Below are 17413 nucleotides of genomic sequence, written 5' to 3'. Positions count from 1 at the left end.
CGCAGAAATCAAGGAAACGGGGCGGGCATGAAGCTTTTGGTCGGAAATTCGAATCTGCCGCTGGGCGATGCCATTGCCAGCTATCTGGAAATCCCCAAGACCAGCGCCAGCATCCGCCGGTTCGCGGATGAAGAAATTTTCGTCGAGATTCTGGAAAATGTGCGCGGCGAAGATGTGTTCATGCTGCAATCGACCTCCTATCCGGCCAATGACAATCTGATGGAATTGCTGATCGGTATCGATGCGCTGAAGCGTGCGTCGGCACGGCGCATCACGGCGGTTATCCCGTATTTCGGCTATGCCCGGCAGGATCGCAAGCCGGGGCCGCGCACGCCGATTTCGGCCAAGCTGGTCGCCAATCTGATCGCCGGTGCAGGTGCCGACCGCGTGCTTTCGGTTGATCTGCATGCAGGCCAGATTCAGGGCTTTTTCGATATTCCGACCGACAATCTCTATGCCGCACCGGTGATGAGCGAGGATATCAAGGCGCGCTTCTTCGACAAGAATCTGATGGTGGTTTCCCCCGATGTGGGTGGTGTGGTGCGTGCGCGGGCACTGGCGAAGCGGCTCGACAATGCACCGCTGGCCATTGTCGACAAGCGACGCGAACGGCCCGGCGAATCGGAAGTCATGAACATCATCGGCGATGTGTCGGGGCGGTTTTGCATCCTGATTGACGATATCGTCGATTCGGCCGGTACGTTATGCAACGCCGCCGCTGCGTTGAAGGAAGCGGGCGCGGAAGGGGTCGTTGCCTATTGTACGCACGGCGTGCTTTCGGGCGGCGCAGTGGCGCGGGTCGAAAAATCGGCGCTGGAGGAACTGGTCATCACCGATTCGATCGGCAATCACGACGTTATCGCCAAGGCGGATCATATCCGCCACCTGACGATTGCGCCGCTGCTCGCCGAGGCAATCCGCCGCATTGCTGAAGAAGCATCGGTTTCCAGCCTGTTCGACTGATTTTTTCCACATCGTTTGCAATTCGCTAACCCTGTTCCGCTAGCGTCTGGGGCATGGGCGCAATTGATTTGAAATTCGGTGCGGATTCGCATGATGATATGCGGCAATTCCCGCGCGAGCCGGTGGCGATGCAGGCCATGCTGCGCGGACCGCGCAGCCTGCGTTTCCGGATCGATGTGCTGGATATGTCGGTGAGCGGTTTTCGCGCGACGGCGGCGCCCAATCTGGAACCTGGCGATACGATCTGGCTGCAGATTCCCGACATGGCCGGGCAGGAGGCGCAGGTCGTCTGGCGGCGGCATTTCTGCTACGGTTTCGTCTTTCGCCAGCCGCTCTATCCGGCCGTTCTAGATCGTATCAAGGCCATGTATCCCGGAACCTGACGGATTCGTAAGGGGAATTATGCGACGGGATTTTCGCCGCGCGGCGCCCGTATCCCATGCCTGCCGCTGTCGCGAAGCGCTGCCTTCAGTTTTTCCGGCGCCGGTGCCCAGAGAAATCCGAAACTGACCGTGCCGTGCTTCGTCTCCACCGCGTGATGGAGACGATGGGCCTGCATGATGCGCTTCATATAGGCTGAGCGCGGGACATGGCGATGGCCGATCCGGCGATGGACCAGAATGTCGTGAAAGCCGAAATAGATCGCGCCATAGGCGGCAATGCCCGCACCGATCCAGGTGCAGCCGGGCCACCAGCCCCATCGCACGCCGCCCGCCAGCAGGACGATCGACGGAATCGCGAAGATCACCGCATAAAGGTCATTCCATTCCCAGTTGCCGGTGCGCGGGCGGTGATGGCTGGCATGCAGGAACCAGCCCGGCCCATGCATCACCCAGCGGTGCATGGCATAGGCAAAGCCTTCCATACCGATCACGGTGGCGACGAACAGCCCGATTGCGAGGGTCCAGTGCATGACGCATGCTATAGCGCCTCGGGTGACGAAGGCGAATAGCCGATTACCCGGCGCAATGCCGTTCCCCGCAATTATTGTTGTTGCAAATCAATAGCGATAAACGGGCGCGCTATTCTGATTCAGGGGGTGGATTCCTCGCTTCGCTTGTGCGAAAGGCGCAAGCAACTCCCATGGTCATCGAGAAAGTCGAGATTGCCCCATGAATATTCATGAATATCAGGCCAAGGAACTGCTGGCCAAATTCGGCGTCCCCGTTCCCGCAGGGTTTGCTGCCCTGTCCGTCGAGGAAGCGGTGGAAGCGTCGAAAAAGCTCCCTGGGCCGCTCTATGTCGTCAAGGCGCAGATTCACGCCGGCGGCCGCGGCAAGGGCAAGTTCAAGGAACTCGGCCCCGATGCCAAGGGCGGTGTCCGCCTCGCCAGGACTGAGGAAGAGGTTCGCGCTGCGGCGGCCGACATGCTGGGCAACACGCTGGTTACCGTCCAGACGGGCGAAGCGGGCAAGCAGGTCAATCGCCTGTACGTCACCGACGGCGTCGATATCGACAAGGAATTCTATCTCGCGTTGCTCGTCAACCGCGCGACGGGCCGCATCTCCATGGTCGCTTCGACCGAAGGCGGCATGGATATCGAGGAAGTGGCGCATTCCACGCCTGAAAAGATCCACACCATCGATATCGATCCGGCGACCGGCTTCATGCCGCATCATGGCCGTTCGGTGGCGGCGGCGCTGGAACTGACCGGCGACCTTGCCAAGCAGGCGGCGTTCACGGCGTCGAAGCTGTATGATGCGTTTCTGGGCACCGATGCCGCGCAGATCGAGGTCAATCCGCTGGCGGTGACCGGCGACGGCAAACTGATGGTGCTCGACGCCAAGGTCGGGTTCGATTCGAACGCGATGTTCCGCCACAAGAATCTGGCCGAGCTGCGCGACGAGACCGAAGAAGACCCGATGGAGCTGGAAGCGAGCAAGTACGACCTCGCCTATATCAAGCTCGATGGCGATATCGGCTGCATGGTGAACGGCGCGGGTCTGGCCATGGCGACGATGGACATCATCAAGCTGAACGGCATGTTCCCGGCCAACTTCCTCGACGTTGGCGGCGGCGCGAACAAGGAGAAGGTCACGGCGGCGTTCAAGATCATCCTGAGCGATCCGGCGGTGAAGGGCATCCTCGTCAACATCTTCGGCGGCATCATGCGCTGCGACATCATTGCCGACGGCATCGTCGCGGCGGCGAAGGAAGTGAACCTTTCGGTGCCGCTGGTCGTTCGACTGGAAGGAACCAATGTACAGCAGGGCAAGGACATTCTTGCCAATTCCGGCCTGCCGATCGTGGCCGCGAACGATCTGGGCGATGCCGCCCAGAAGATCGTGGCAGAGGTCAAGCAGGTCGCCTGATTGCACACCTTGCACAGGTAGCAAACGGGGTTCCGGCGACTGGTCGGGGCCCCGTTTTGCATTCGGGAGTGTAATCAGGGAAATATCGGCGTGATGATGAAAAGAGGGCCATACCGTACTTGCGAAAGCAACGGAAAAACGCCATGTCACGCCAGACTGAACATGCAAAACCCGCTTTTCGGCGGATAGTTGGGAAGGGAAGCATATGAAGGTGCTGGTGCCGGTCAAGCGCGTGCTTGACTATAATGTCAAACCACGGGTGAAGGCGGACGGGTCGGGTGTCGACCTCGCCAATGTCAAGATGAGCATGAACCCGTTCGACGAAATTGCGGTCGAGGAAGCCATCCGTCTGAAGGAAAAGGGCGTGGCGAGCGAAATCATCGCGGTTTCGATCGGCGAACACAAATGCCAGGAAACGCTGCGTACCGCGCTCGCCATGGGTGCCGATCGCGCGATCCTGATCCAGACCGATGACAAGGTCGAGCCGCTGGGCGTCGCCAAGCTGCTTGCCAAGGTGGTCGAGGAGGAAAGCCCCGAACTGGTGATCCTCGGCAAACAGGCGATTGATGATGACAATAACCAGACCGGCCAGATGCTGGCCGCACTGCTGGGCTGGGGACAGGGTACGTTCGCATCCAAGGTCGAGATCGCGGACGGCACGGCGAGCGTGACCCGTGAAGTCGATGGCGGGCTGGAAACCGATGCTCTCAAGCTTCCGGCAATCGTCACCACCGATTTGCGCCTCAATGAGCCGCGCTATGCTTCGCTGCCCAACATCATGAAAGCGAAGTCGAAGCCGCTCGCGCAGAAGACGGTTGCCGATTACGGCGTCGATGTCGCGCCGCGCCTGACAGTCACCAACGTGTCCGAACCGCCCAAGCGGACGGCGGGCGTGAAGGTCGCCGATGTCGATGAACTGGTGGCGAAACTCAAGGCAATGGGAGTTGCGGCATGAAGACGCTGGTCTGGGTCGAACATGACAACAAGGACATGAAGGACGCGACGCTGGCCACCGTGACGGCGGCATCCAAGCTGGGTGAGGTGCATCTGCTGGTCGCGGGCGAAAATTGCGGCGGCGTGGCTGAGGCCGCGGCGAAAATCGCCGGTGTGGGCAAGGTGCATGTTGCCGACGATGCGGCCTATGCGCACGCGCTCGCCGAAAATGTGGCGCCGCTGATCGTCGACCTGATGGGACATCACGATGCGTTCCTGGTTCCCGCGACAACGACGGGCAAGAATATCGCGCCGCGCGTCGCCGCGCTGCTCGACGTCATGCAGATTTCCGACATTCTGTCGGTTGAGGGTGAGGACACGTTCACGCGTCCGATCTATGCCGGCAACGCAATCGCGACGGTCAAAACGAGCGACAAAAAGCTGGTTATCACCGTGCGCGGCACCGCGTTCGAAAAGGCGGCTGCCGAAGGCGGTTCGGCCGAGATCGAGAATGTTGCCGCGGCAGGCGACAAGGGGCTTTCAAGCTTTGTCGGTCAGGAAATCGCCGAGAGTGAGCGTCCTGAACTGACTAGCGCGAAGATTGTCGTTTCGGGCGGCCGCGCGCTGCAGAACAGCGAGAATTTCCACACCATCATCGAACCGCTTGCCGACAAGCTGGGTGCCGCCGTCGGCGCATCGCGTGCGGCGGTCGATGCGGGCTATGTCCCCAACGACTATCAGGTCGGTCAGACCGGCAAGATCGTCGCGCCGGAAGTGTATATCGCCATCGGTATTTCGGGCGCGATCCAGCATCTTGCGGGGATGAAGGATTCGAAAACCATCGTCGCGATCAACAAGGATGAGGATGCACCGATCTTTCAGGTCGCCGATCTCGGCCTTGTCGCCGATCTTTACAAGGCGGTGCCGGAGCTGACTGAAAAGCTCTGAACGATAGCGCCGTATAGCAAGAAGGGCCGGGAAGCGATCTGCTTCCCGGCCCTTTTCGTTACGGGTCCGCCGAAACGGAGGAGCTCGACGGACCCGCGTATCGCCGCCCTCAGGGCAAAAGCGGCGATACTAGTGGAGACGGATCAGGCGTCAGGGCATCATCACGGTGTCGATGACATGCACCACGCCGTTCGACTGCATTACATCGGGCATGGTGATGTTGGCGTGATGGCCCTGGGCATCGGTCAGCATCCAGCCGGACGGTCCTTTGGATACGGTCAGGTCTTCGCCCTCCACCGTCTTCAGCATCGCCTTGCCGCCATGCGCCTTGGCGTCCGCAGCCAGCGTCGTTGCGGTCAGTCTGCCGGGTACGACATGATAGGTAAGAATCTTGGTCAGCTTTGCCTTGTTCTCCGGTTTGAGCAGGGTCTGCACGGTGCCCGCAGGCAGCTTGTCAAACGCAGCGTTGGTCGGCGCGAACACGGTGAACGGACCGGAGCCGCTCAGCGTTTCGGCAAGGCCCGCTGCCTTGACCGCTGCGACCAGCGTGGTGAGGTTCTTTGCCTGTGCGGCGTTCTGAACGATGGTCTTGGTCGGATACATCGGCGCACCGCCGACCATCGGAACGTGCTGGGCGATCGCATAGGAGCCGGAGACGGTAAGCGCAGCGGCAGCGACGGCCATGGGCAGGCGCTTCAGGGAAAATTTCTTCATCGGGCATTCCTTTCCTCGCGCACCCGATTTGCGGGTGCTGTCGAAGCTACGGAGGCATCCGGCATACGGATGCAGCCCGAATTTTCAGATCGTCGCTATTTTGCCACTGGCCACCGGCGCGCTGCTGGGCGCGGCGTGCGGGGCGCCTGCTGCCGGTTCCATCGTCACCGCCAGCGTTGCTCCGTCGCGCAGCATCGCGCGCATCGGGACGGGGACGTGCATGTGCATGCGCCCGGTGCGCGCAACCAGTCCGAGCGAATGCGGGGTACCGTCTGCCGGAATGACCCAGAGTTCAGGCGCAAGCCCTTCGCGCGGAACGTCCTGCGAATCGACCACCATGCCACCGGTCTGACGGTTGATGCGTGCGATAAAACTGGGTCCGTTGTCGCTTCCCGTGAGCTGGGCCACGGTAACGAGCGATGCCGGTCTGGGGGCGGGAATGGTGCGGTTCGGTTGCTGCCAGGTGAAGGTCAGGAAGATCAGCAGGATGGCGGCGACCGCCGCGCTGGTGATCGCGCCGCGCTGCCACCAGCGAAGGCGCTGCCGGAGCGTTTGAGCGTCATTGTCGTTGGCGGCGCCATGCAGGGCGGCGGCGATCCGTTGCCAGTGCCCCGGCGGTGCGGGCACCGGTGCAATTTCATCGAACAGCGGCGCGAAACGCTCTTCCCACGCGACCACCTCGGCTGCGAAAGCGGGATCGTTCCGCTGCAACTGCAGGGCCTGTTCGCGCGTCTCTCCTTCCGGCAGGCCAAGGGCCAGTTCGGCGGCCAGCGCCTCCCATTCGTCACGGGGGATCTCGGGCTCAGCCATGTTCGATACACGCCTTGAGTCGTTGAAAACTGCGGCGCATCCAGCTTTTCATGGTGCCCAGCGGCACGTCTGCACGCCGGGCCAGTTCGGCATAGGTGAAGCCTCCGAAAAAGGCCGCGCGAATGGCGCTGCGCGGGCGTTCGTCGAGTTCGTCCAGACAGTGATGCAGCCGCTCGCTCGCCTGGCTCTGTTCGATGAGCATATCGGCGGCCGGCCGATCGTCGGCAATCCCGGTGGCGGCGTCCTCAGTATCTGCGGACAGGTGGCGGCTGTTCGCGCGCCGCCAGTCGATCGCCGTATTGCGTGCGATCGTCGCCAGCCAGGTAATCGGGCTGGCGCGAGTGGGGTCGAACCGCTCCGCCCGATCCCAGATTTTCAGATACACGTTTTGCAAGATGTCCTCTGCTGCCTGTCGCTCACCGGAGATACGCAGGCAAATGCCGAACAGTTTCGCCGAGGTGCGTTCATGCAGCCTGTGCAACGCCTCCTGATCCTTGCGCGCGACGTCGGCGAGCACGCCCGTCAGATAGGCTCTGTCGGCCGATGCCGTATCGGAATCAGACGACCCGGCCATGGTCAGGACAGCCTATTCGGGATCATGCGGCATGCCCTTCAGAGGTGGTGTTTTTCTGTGGCGCGAACCGCAGGATACAATATCCCGCCAGCGCCGACAGGATCGAGCCGGAAAGCACCCCGATCTTCACCTCGTCGACCAGCAATTCGTTACCGGGAAAGGCCAGGCCGCCGATGAACAGGCTCATGGTGAAACCAATACCCGCCAGCAGCGACACGCCATAGGCCTGCCGCCAGGTGGCACCGCCGGGTGTTTTCGCAAAACCGGTTTTTGCTGCCAGCCAGATACTGCCGAGAATGCCGATCTGCTTGCCGAGGAACAGGCCGAGCGCAATCGCCAGCGGCAGCGTGTTGAACAGGATCATCGGGGTCAGCCCCTTGAAAGATACACCCGCATTGGCAAAGGCAAACAAGGGGACGATCACGAATGCCACCCAGTTTTCCAGCGAATGTTCCAGCCGGTGCAGTGGTGAGTCGGCATCATCCGGTGCAGCGGGCGATTTGGTGATCGGAATCATCATCGCCGCCAGCACACCGGCAATGGTTGCGTGCACCCCCGACAGAAAGACGAAATACCACAGTACCGCCGCCAAGATCAGATAGGGCCAAAGTACCTGCACATGGCTCTTGTTAAGGACATACATGACGAGCAGCACCAGGGCCGCCAGCGCCAGCGCGATGCTCGAGAGATGCGCGGTATAGGCCAGCGCTATGATCGCCACCGCGCCCATATCGTCGACGATGGCGACGGTGGTAAGGAACAGCTTCATCGACGCAGGCACGCGCGATCCCAGCAGCGCGAGCACGCCGATCGCGAAAGCGATGTCGGTAGCGGCGGGGATGGCCCAGCCCGATTGCAGTTCGGGACGGCCCCAGGTGATGCCGAGATAGATCAGCGCGGGAAACACCATGCCCGCGGCCGCCGCGATGACCGGCAGCCGCCGCCTTTCCCATGTCGCCAGCCGTCCGTCGACAAACTCGCGCTTGATCTCCAGCCCGACGAAGAGGAAGAAAACCGCCATCAGTCCGTCATTGATCCACAGATGGATCGTCATCGGATGGCCGGGTTTGAAGGTCGGACCGAGTTCGGCATGCAACAGGTGGAAATATTCTTCCGAGATGCCGGGGATGTTGGCGACGACCATCGCCGCGATGGCTGCGACGATCAGGACGATACCTCCCGCCGCTTCGCTTCTCAGAAAGCTGCGAAGTGCCGATTGAATCCTGACGGGTTCGTCTGCGGCCATGAATGCCCCCTTGCTGTTATCCGTTGCGCCATTCCTATCGGCTGGAGGTGCCGAGGCAAAGCCCAAGCGGATCGCAAAAGCTGCAAATCCGATTTGGCACGCGGAAAAAATGGGCTAGATCGCTGCGAATGAGTAGTTCTGCCGGTATCGTTTCCCGCAACCCCATTCTTTCCTGGTGGTATGATCATGTCATCGCCACGGTCGATCATGTCCGCGTGGTGGACAAGGTTCAGGCAGAGCTGGGCTGGAGTGGCCGCTACGCCTTTATGACGCTGATGTCGGCGGGCATCGCGGTGCTGGGCCTGTTGCTGTCTTCGCCGGCGGTCGTGATCGGTGCGATGCTGATCTCGCCGCTGATGGGGCCGATCATCGGGCTGGGCTTCGGTCTGGCGACCTTCGACACCGCACAGATCCGGCAGGCCTCGTTCGCGCTGGCGATGGGCGTGGTGCTGGCGGTGCTGTTCACCGCGCTGGTGGTGATGCTGTCGCCGTTGCAGAATGTGACGCCGGAAATCGCGGCGCGCACGCGTCCCAATCTGTTCGATCTGATGGTGGCGCTGTTTTCGGCGCTTGCCGGTGCCTATGCGATGATCCGGGGGCGCGAAGGCACGGTGGTCGGCGTGGCCATCGCCACCGCGTTGATGCCGCCGCTTGCGGTGGTCGGGTTCGGGCTGGCGACGCTGAACTGGACGGTGTTCGGTGGCGCGGTCCTGCTGTTCTTTACCAACCTGATGACGATTGCGCTGCTGGCGGCGGTGATGGCGCGTCTCTATGGCTTCGGGTCGAACCTGTCGCCGCAGCATACGATGTTGCAAAGCGTTGTCGGCTTCGTGGTGCTGGTGGCGCTGGCCATTCCGCTGGGGATTTCGCTCTATAACATCGCCTGGGAAGCACGTGCCTCGCGGCAGGCGCAGGATGTGATTCAGGCACAGTTCGCAAGTGACGCGCGGCTGAGCCAGATGGACGTTTCCTATGGCACCAAGCCGCTGCGGATCAGTGCAACGGTGCTGACACCGCAATTCCGGCCCAATGCCGAGCGCGATGCCAAACGTACGCTGACCCAGTTGCTGGGCAAACCGGTGGAAGTGGCGCTGGAGCAATATCGCGTGGGCACCAGTCAGGCGGCGGAAGCGGCGCAGATTGCTTCGGCCCAGGCCAATGCGCGGCAGGTGGCGGCGGACCGGGTGGCGGTGCGCACTACCGAACAGCTTGCGCTGGTCGCGGGGGTCGACCCCAGTGCGGTATTGCTGGACCGCGATCAGCAGCGCGCGCTGGTGACGGCGAAAGTGCTGCCGGGGGCCGGGTTGCAGGCCTATCGCACCTTGGAGCAGCGCGTGGCGAATGTCGCGACCGGCTGGACCGTTGAACTGATCCCGCCCGCGGCCGACCTGCCCGATGTCTCCTTCGAGCCTCCCCCACCCAAGGAGAAGTCGGCCAAGGCGAAACCGGCATCGTCCTCCGGCGACCAGAGCCAGCAGGCGCCCGCCGATACCGGTCCGGTGCCAGACGCTGCGGGCAAGCAGGCGATTGCGACTGCCATCTGGGGTGCCAGGCGGCTGAACGTGCCGATCGGCGTGTCCGGTAACAAGGATAAGGTCGCCGTGGTGGTGAAGGCGCTGACCGACGGCGGGGTGCATGCCCAGGCGGTGACGGGTGCGGGCGGCCGGGGCGGCGCCGTGCGCCTGACCTGGCTGCCGCCCGATGCAACGCCGGATGCCGACGCGACTGGGTAATAGCAGCCCGCGCCATCACCCCCCTTGACCCGGACGAATGAGCCGACTATCTGCGCCCCCTCTTTGCCCCGTCGTCTAATGGCAAGACTACGGACTCTGACTCCGTCAATCGTGGTTCGAATCCACGCGGGGCATCCAGCATTTGAATGGCGATAGCGGCGCAGTCGCCTGCACTACCCCTTGCGATAGACATGCCCATTCGGATGAGGCACTGCCCTTGTCGGGAACCGGTTTGCTTGTCTTCGCACCGGCCACTCTGCGCCGCCTGTCGATACCGTTGCGGCATAAACCCGGCGCCTTCATTCGTGCGACTCGTGCTGTAAGGCCGGAATACGCCCCCCCATCCTGTCGGATGAAGCTCTACCTCCAAAGTATTACTATCTGAAATTTCTAATATTTCCCGATTTTGTCCCGTAAAGTGACACTTATCGGCACACCCCTCTTTTCGAGCCTCCTACCACAAATTGCAGATGCCAAGGCCGCTTCGGACTCGTTAACGTAAGATTAACAAGTCGGCGAATCGTGAGTCGTTCGTCGATTAAGAGAGGATGAGGCAGGGGGACATATGACTGCTCGAAACTCGGTGCGTACCCGGTTGATACGGGGGATGTCGGTGGCGGTTACATCGACCATGGCGATCGGTTTTTCCGCAGCGCCGGCGATGGCGCAGGACATGGTCTATACGCCGATCGATCCCTCCTTTGGGGGTAATCCGTTCAACTCAAGCCATCTGCTCGGCATCGCGAATGCGCAGAACCAGTATAAGGATCCTTCGTCGAGCAGCAGCAGCAATTCGCAGGCGGATATTTTCGCCCGACAGTTGCAATCGCGCCTGCTTTCGGCACTGTCTTCGCAAATTGTCGACGCGATTTTCGGCGATAATCCGCAGCAGCACGGCACGATTTCCTTTGGTGGTCAGACCATCGAGTTCGACCGCGGGCTGGATGAGGTGACGCTGACCATCACCGATGACGGGACGGGCGAAATCACCACGATCGTTATTCCGACCTTTGTCGACGTCAACTGATCATGCGCCGTTATCTTGCCATGATTGGCGCACTGTTCGTGCTGTCCGCCTGCACCACGCTGGGCGATGACGGGCGGGCATTCATTCCCGAAACCACCAGTCTGGCCTATTATCCGCAGACCACGCAGACCCAGCGCGAGTTGCAGGCGATCCCGCCACCTGCGCGACCGGTGGCGATTGCGGTCTATGGCTTTGGCGATCAGACCGGGCAGTTCAAACCCACCGATACCGGCCAGACATTGTCACGCGCGCTGTCGCAGGGGAGTGCGGCGATGCTGGTCAAATCGCTGCAGGATGCGGGCAACCGCAAATGGTTCACCATCGTCGAGCGGGAATCGCTGAAAAACCTGCTGAGCGAGCGCCAGATCATCCGCGAGATGCGTGAACGCTATCTGGGCGAGAAAAATCTCGACCCCAAGGCGCTGCCCGCACTGCTGTTTGCCGGTGTCCTGCTGGAAGGCGGAGTGATCGGGTTCGATTCCAACACCGTCACCGGCGGTGCGGGGGCGGCATTTCTGGGCATCGGCGCGCATGGCGAATATCGTCAGGATACGGTGACGGTGTATCTGCGCGCGGTATCGGTGCGCACCGGTGAGGTGCTGACCACCGTTACCGCGTCCAAGACGATCGCGTCCAAGGCGATCAGCGCCAACGCCTTTCGCTATGTCGCGTTCAAGGAATTGCTGCAGGCCGAAACCGGCATCACCACCAACGAACCGAAACAACTCGCCCTGCAACAGGCGATCGACAAGGCGGTCTATGGCCTGGTGATGGAAGGGGTCGACCTGAAGCTGTGGCAGTTCGCCGATTACAAGGAAGGCTGGCCGATGCTCTGGCGCTACCGTCAGGAGCGCGCCGGGGTGTTTGCCGCCGATGAGGTCCGCGACGCGATGAAGCAATCCGGCGAACTCGCACCCAGGGCGGTGAAGCCCAAGGCAAGCGAGGTGCCGCCGCCTCCATCGCAGGAGGCGCGTGTGAATATCGCGAAGCCGCGAGCGTTTTGAAGAGCTTCCGGGGTTGCCGCCCCGGTGGAACCAGTCCGGTGAGATGCCTGCGCTCGACCGGAACGAAAAAAGCAGGAGGGACCCCGCTTTGAACAGGTCGTCGGGGGACTGAAAAATCGTGCGCCCGAGTTGCCGCTCAAGCGCACGAGGATTTGCAGATGCTGATTTTCATGTCGGCCCCTCTTCGATGGGGGCGGCGTGGTTATCAGTCCTACAGGAAGGAATGACAACCATGAAACGCACACTATTGTTTTCGGTATCGGCTGCGGCGCTGTTCATCGCCGCCCCGGTTTCGGCGCAATCGAACAACTCGACGATCACCCAGACCAACCAGTATAACGACGCCAGCGTGACGCAGGACGGCACCAATGGCATGTCGCTGGTTACGCAGTCGGGGGACGGCACCAGCGACGAACGCAAGAACCAGGTCAAGGTCATGCAGTCGGGCGACGGCGCCGATTCCGAGGTCGAGCAACTGGGCAGCGACCGCAATGAGGTCGAGGTCGTCCAGAACGGCGCCAGCACCTCCTATGTCCGGCAGGAAGGTACCTCCCAAGGCGCGGAAGTACGTCAGACCGGCGATGGCAACGACTCGACGGTGCTGCAGCACGGCAATAGCAACCAGGTCGGCAATGCGCTGAACGGTTCCTCCGCCGGGGTTCAGCAATATGGCAATAACAACTCGTCGATGGTCGATCAGGACCCGGCGAGCTATAGTGCGGCCAATGTGTTGCAGGACGGCGATTACAACATGTCGACCGTCAAGCAGGAAGTACGTGGCGGTGCGGGCGCGAACCGCAGCGACGCGACGGTGGTCCAGACCGCAAATTACAACAATGCGACCATCAATCAGACGACCGACCTGCAACCGGCACGCGTCAGTGCATCGATCACCCAGACCGATGACGGCAACACCGCCCAGATCGATCAGACAGCGCAGGACGCCACCGGCGACATCGTCCAGTCGGGCCAGAGCAACAATGCCATGCTGACGCAGGGACGCCCTGAACCGACCAATTATCAGACGAATTCCCAGAGTGCGCTGATTGTTCAGGGCGGCAATAACAACCAGCTATGGGCCGTACAGTCGGGCTCGCACGGCAGCCTGAATGCCTCCCAGTCCGGCGATCATAACATGGCTGATATCAATCAGCCGGGTTTCAACAACTCTTCCGGCGACGCGGATGATCTTAATGACGTGGGGGTCGATCAGAGCGGTTCGTATAACCAGGCCTATGTCACGCAGGCAGCCCAGAACTCGTCCGCCTATGTCGATCAGATCGGCGACGGCAATATGGGTACGATCAACCAGACCAATGGTGGCCCGAGTGATACGCGCACGCGTAACATGAGCGCCAGCATCACGCAGGGCGGCAATAATAACGAAAGCACGATCAATCAGACGAACGATTTCGTCGTGACGGATTATGCCTCGAACGATGCCAGCTCGAATCAGGCGGGCGATCACAACCAGTCGACCATCACCCAGAATGGCGAACTGAACCTTGCGTCGGTCAGCCAGGACGGAAGCTACAACCAGAGCATGATCATGCAGACGGGCACGAGTAACTCCGCCATGGTTGGTCAGGGGTCCGACGGCAACACGTCAACAGTCACCCAGACCGGCGACAATAACTCCGCCACGATCATGCAGGGTGCCAGCATCGCGCCGCCGCCCGCATTCTAATCAACCCGTTCATTTGCGGCGATGGCCCGGCCATCGCCGTAATAGGGGCGGGTGTTGAATACAGGAAATACCCGCCTTCTATCAGGAGGTTATCATGAAAAACATTCTGTTTATCACTGTATCGGCCGCAGCACTCGCCATTGGCGCTCCCGCGGTTGCCCAGACCAACAACTCGACGGTTAACCAGACCGGCACGATGAACGATGCCAGCGTCAGTCAGGGCGGTTCCAACAACACGGCGACTGTTGATCAGGATGGTGTCGGGACGAACGATGCAACCGGCAAGTCGAATACTGCCACGGCCGTCCAGAACGGCAGCAACAGCAGCATCGACCTTGACCAGACCGGGCATAACAATGCCACGCTGCGTCAGCTTGCCGGAACGGCGGACAGCACGATGAAAGTGTCGCAGGAAACCGTGCCGGACAACAATAATGGCGGAAACGCCACCAATGCCACGCAGGACGGAGCCGTCAACAGCTCGCTGGACGTGACGCAGTTCGGGCGTTCGCAATCGGTATTCAGCGAACAGACGGGCACGGATTCGACCTCTCTCGTCATCCAGACCGACCCGGAAGATCCCGCGGTTGCGCCTTATACGCAGGCCAATCGCGCCGAAATCCGCCAGTCGGGAACCGGTGCGGACTCGGAAATCTATCAATATGGTAATTTCCAGCAGGCCGAACTGCGTCAGGATGGCGACAGCACATCGTTCATCAGCCAGACCGGAACGCGCAACGCCGCTGCGGTCGACCAGTCGGGGGACGGAAACGACTCCAGCGTGATCCAGAACGGTAATTTCAACTCTGCCGGCACGCCGAATGGTCCCAGCGCCTTCACCAACAATGTCGGCGTTTCGCAGACCGGCAACAACAACAGCTCGACGCTGCTTCAGCAGGGCAATCAGGCCGATGCCATGATTACCCAGACGGGCGACGGCAACATGGTGGATGCCACCCAGGGTTCGCCCAACCGGACGACCGACAACCAATCGCTGACGGTGGTGCAGACGGGCAACGACAATATGTCGCGCTCGACCCAATATGGCAGCCGCGGTACGATCGATCTGCTTCAGCAGGGTAATGAGAACCTGTCGGAAATCGATCAGGGCGGTCTGGAAAATACCGCTGCCCAGATCAGCCAGATCTCCGATTCGAGCGAAAGCTACATCACCCAGAGCAGCAATTTCGCAACCGCATCGGTCAGTCAGGCGGGTATGGACCAGATCAGCACGATCAACCAGACCGGCCGTGCCAACTTCGCCAATGCCGTGGTGGATCAGAGCGGGGACAGCAATACCAGCATGATCGAGCAGTTCGCTGCTGCACCTGCCGACGGCGGTCCAGCCGCCAATCTGGACGCAAAAGTCACGCAGTCGGGCACGGGCAATGACAGCACGGTGTCGCAGACCAACACCTTTGGCGATCCGGCGGATTCGAGCAACTATGCCGAGGTCAACCAGCATGGTTCCTTCGGCATGTCGTCGATCGATCAGGATGGTCACAACAATGATGCGATGCTGACCCAGTATGGCGTCGGCAACAACAGCATGATCATGCAGTCGGGCAGCGACCTGAGTGCGTCCGTCAGCCAGTATTCCGACGGGAATATGTCGACGGTCGATCAGAGCGGTACGATGAACTCGACCACGGTCGTGCAGGGTACGCCCTCCAGCTGAGGTGGAGCCTGAATTGCGGCGCCCCAATCACGGGGTGCCGCATTTTTCCCCGGACGGTAGCGACAGTTGCAATAGCCGGGATGGAGAAGTTCAATGCGCACCAAAATCGTCACGACGACATGCCTGGCATTCGCGATCGCCCACGCCCCGCTTCATGCCCAGACCAATGGAGGCACCACGACGGTATCCGGCGGGCAGCAGGCGCAGACGCTGGAAGTGCCGCGCCCCGATGTGGTGCGCAATACCGCCTATATTGCCCAGATCGGTGACGGCAACCGCGCCACCATTCTTCAGTCGGCGACCAATGCCGATGCCAGTATTCGCCAGACCGGGAACCGCAATGTCGCGCAGGTCGCGCAGCAACAGGATGCCGCAAGCTATGCCGACCTGAAACAGGACGGCGACGATAACGATGCCGGGGTCACGCAGCAGGGAAGTGTGGGCAATGCCGCCTATCTGACCCAGACCGGCGACCGCAATATTGCGCGCGCCACGCAGACATCCGGTGCTGCCGGTGAAAACGGCGCGATCCTGATGCAGCAGGGTTCGGATAATCTGATGGCGCTGACCCAGGATGGCGGCGACAATCAGGCGCTCTTGACGCAGACCGGTGACGGGAACAGCATGACTGCGCGTCAGGAAAACGGCGCCAATCGCCTGATCTGGCAGCAGACGGGAAATAATCTCAGCGACCTGCAGATCACGCAGAGCGGTGGTGCCGCGATGCAGATTACGCAGTCAAACTAGGCCGTAAACCCATAAACGGCACCATCGCGTTTGGGCCAAAATGGCGTGGTGCAAGGAGGAAAGGCGCAGGAATATGTCAATATTTCCAGACTTTTCGACGCCGCACCGGGCCATTTTGGCCAAATCCCGCAGGGACGCCCAAATAGCTTCCATCTCGAACCGAACGCCGCTTGCAAAGGCAAAGAGCCTTTGCCGCGCGTCGTTCGGCCCGATCTGTTCGCCATTTGGGTGCCTCGACGGTGCCGTTTATGGGTTTACGGCCCAGGCTGTGCGGGAGATGGAGTGATGGCAGGCATCGGCATCGGATCATCTTTTCAACCGGCCCTTGTCCCGGCGGTTGCGTTGGTCCTCATATCGGTCATAGCAACCGGTGCGACGGCGCAGGAGCGTGCGGAAAAGCGCCATGATCTGACCAGCGTTACCCAGATTGCGCCGATCCTCAGTACCGATCCGGATGATGATATCGTCCAGCAGGTCGATACGAATACACGATCCGGTCCCCAGGCTGTTGTCGAAACGCAGCTTGGGCCGCAGGGGCGGTCCGCCGATGCCGGTCCGCAACTGGTCAGCGGTAAGCCGACCGCACATGCCCCGACTCCGCTTTCGCGACCGGAGGACGGTCGTGCGCAGCAGCTTGTGCGAGTGGAGGGTAAGGATCGTTGCGATACGGCGAATGACGCTGCACGCAAGAACCCCGATTGTGCCCACGTCATCGAGACCCGGTCGGCCGACTATGCCAGACCGAATCCCGTTACCCTGTCGCCCGAACAGCGCCTGCTGATGTATCAGGGCGCGGATGAAGACGGCACCGGTGTCTCTCGCGCGATCCGCCGGGTCGGCAGCCAAAGCCTCGACCCCAACGATCCCGATGCGCAGTCCGTGGCCTCCGTCGTCCTGCCGCAGGATCAGACGGATCAGACCGCCAGTCCGGACAAGAAGAATCCGGACACACCGTCTGCCGCCGATCAGCTCGTTGTCGATATCTTGCAGGCGATTGCGCAACAACAAGGGCAGCAACCATGAAGGAAGGAGGCACG

General features: G+C 61.2%; 17 protein-coding genes and 1 tRNA gene. 13 read left to right on the top strand and 5 right to left on the bottom strand.

The features are described from left to right. The first annotated feature begins 27 nt into the window (after positions 1–27). Positions 28–963 (top strand): ribose-phosphate pyrophosphokinase, encoded by a 936-nt coding sequence (locus FHR23_RS04930; protein ID WP_184001771.1) that lies wholly within the window; start codon positions 28–30, stop codon positions 961–963. A gap of 53 nt (positions 964–1016) precedes the next feature. Next, positions 1017–1346 (top strand): PilZ domain-containing protein, encoded by a 330-nt coding sequence (locus FHR23_RS04925; RefSeq protein ID WP_184001770.1) that lies wholly within the window; start codon positions 1017–1019, stop codon positions 1344–1346. A 17-nt stretch (positions 1347–1363) separates the two neighbouring features. On the opposite strand, the gene FHR23_RS04920 is transcribed toward FHR23_RS04925, so the two are convergent. Then, positions 1364–1876 (bottom strand): sterol desaturase family protein, encoded by a 513-nt coding sequence (locus FHR23_RS04920; protein ID WP_184001769.1) that lies wholly within the window; start codon positions 1874–1876, stop codon positions 1364–1366. A 199-nt stretch (positions 1877–2075) separates the two neighbouring features. On the opposite strand from FHR23_RS04920, the gene sucC reads away from it, so the two are divergent. The 3 genes from sucC (at position 2076) to FHR23_RS04905 (ending at position 5156) form a co-directional block, all read left to right on the top strand. After that, positions 2076–3275, top strand: a complete 1200-nt coding sequence (gene sucC, locus FHR23_RS04915; RefSeq protein WP_184001768.1) for an ADP-forming succinate--CoA ligase subunit beta — start codon at positions 2076–2078, stop codon at positions 3273–3275. A 205-nt stretch (positions 3276–3480) separates the two neighbouring features. After that, the gene (locus FHR23_RS04910) at positions 3481–4230 is read left to right on the top strand and encodes an electron transfer flavoprotein subunit beta/FixA family protein (RefSeq protein WP_184001767.1); all 750 of its coding nucleotides are present in this window, start codon (positions 3481–3483) and stop codon (positions 4228–4230) included. Next, a complete protein-coding gene (locus tag FHR23_RS04905) occupies positions 4227–5156 on the top strand; it encodes an electron transfer flavoprotein subunit alpha/FixB family protein (RefSeq protein ID WP_184001766.1) in 930 nt (309 codons plus the stop codon). Before FHR23_RS04910 ends, FHR23_RS04905 begins: the two co-directional genes overlap by 4 nt. A 150-nt stretch (positions 5157–5306) precedes the next feature. Here the strand turns inward: FHR23_RS04905 and FHR23_RS04900 are convergent, their stop codons facing one another. The 4 genes from FHR23_RS04900 to nhaA all read right to left on the bottom strand — a co-directional run bounded on the left by FHR23_RS04900 (position 5307) and on the right by nhaA (position 8500). Further along, positions 5307–5870 (bottom strand): fasciclin domain-containing protein, encoded by a 564-nt coding sequence (locus tag FHR23_RS04900; protein WP_184001765.1) that lies wholly within the window; start codon positions 5868–5870, stop codon positions 5307–5309. An 84-nt stretch (positions 5871–5954) separates the two neighbouring features. Further along, positions 5955–6680: an anti-sigma factor gene (locus tag FHR23_RS04895; protein WP_184001764.1), complete on the bottom strand. Its 726-nt coding sequence runs from the start codon at positions 6678–6680 to the stop codon at positions 5955–5957. Further along, complete coding sequence (locus tag FHR23_RS04890; protein ID WP_184001763.1) at positions 6673–7254, bottom strand: sigma-70 family RNA polymerase sigma factor; 582 nt, start codon at positions 7252–7254, stop codon at positions 6673–6675. The genes FHR23_RS04895 and FHR23_RS04890 overlap by 8 nt, the downstream gene beginning before the upstream one ends. Positions 7255–7276: 22 nt before the next feature. After that, positions 7277–8500 (bottom strand): Na+/H+ antiporter NhaA, encoded by a 1224-nt coding sequence (gene nhaA, locus FHR23_RS04885; RefSeq protein WP_184001762.1) that lies wholly within the window; start codon positions 8498–8500, stop codon positions 7277–7279. Between the two features lie 128 nt (positions 8501–8628). Between nhaA and FHR23_RS04880 the strand changes: the two genes are divergently transcribed. The 8 genes from FHR23_RS04880 to FHR23_RS04845 all read left to right on the top strand — a co-directional run bounded on the left by FHR23_RS04880 (position 8629) and on the right by FHR23_RS04845 (position 17399). After that, positions 8629–10233, top strand: coding sequence for a DUF389 domain-containing protein (locus FHR23_RS04880; RefSeq protein ID WP_184001761.1), 1605 nt, complete (start codon positions 8629–8631; stop codon positions 10231–10233). A 64-nt stretch (positions 10234–10297) separates the two neighbouring features. After that, positions 10298–10371, top strand: a tRNA-Gln gene (locus FHR23_RS04875). Positions 10372–10798: 427 nt separating this feature from the next. Then, complete coding sequence (locus tag FHR23_RS04870; RefSeq protein WP_246359683.1) at positions 10799–11260, top strand: curli production assembly/transport component CsgF; 462 nt, start codon at positions 10799–10801, stop codon at positions 11258–11260. Positions 11261–11262: 2 nt separating this feature from the next. Further along, on the top strand, positions 11263–12264 hold the full coding sequence (locus FHR23_RS04865; RefSeq protein WP_221227344.1) for a CsgG/HfaB family protein: 1002 nt from the start codon (positions 11263–11265) through the stop codon (positions 12262–12264). A 232-nt stretch (positions 12265–12496) separates the two neighbouring features. Beyond that, entirely contained in the window at positions 12497–13951 is a 1455-nt protein-coding gene (locus FHR23_RS04860; protein WP_184001760.1) for a hypothetical protein, read from the top strand. A gap of 94 nt (positions 13952–14045) precedes the next feature. After that, positions 14046–15629, top strand: a complete 1584-nt coding sequence (locus FHR23_RS04855; RefSeq protein ID WP_184001759.1) for a hypothetical protein — start codon at positions 14046–14048, stop codon at positions 15627–15629. A gap of 93 nt (positions 15630–15722) precedes the next feature. Further along, positions 15723–16376, top strand: a complete 654-nt coding sequence (locus FHR23_RS04850; RefSeq protein ID WP_184001758.1) for a hypothetical protein — start codon at positions 15723–15725, stop codon at positions 16374–16376. Positions 16377–16661: 285 nt separating this feature from the next. After that, a complete protein-coding gene (locus tag FHR23_RS04845) occupies positions 16662–17399 on the top strand; it encodes a hypothetical protein (protein WP_184001757.1) in 738 nt (245 codons plus the stop codon). Positions 17400–17413 lie beyond the last annotated feature (14 nt).

The organism is Stakelama sediminis (assembly GCF_014199335.1).
Lineage (GTDB): Bacteria > Pseudomonadota > Alphaproteobacteria > Sphingomonadales > Sphingomonadaceae > Sphingomonas > Sphingomonas sediminis.
Note: the sequence above shows the minus strand (reverse complement) of the source record. Positions and strands in the feature narration are given on the sequence as shown.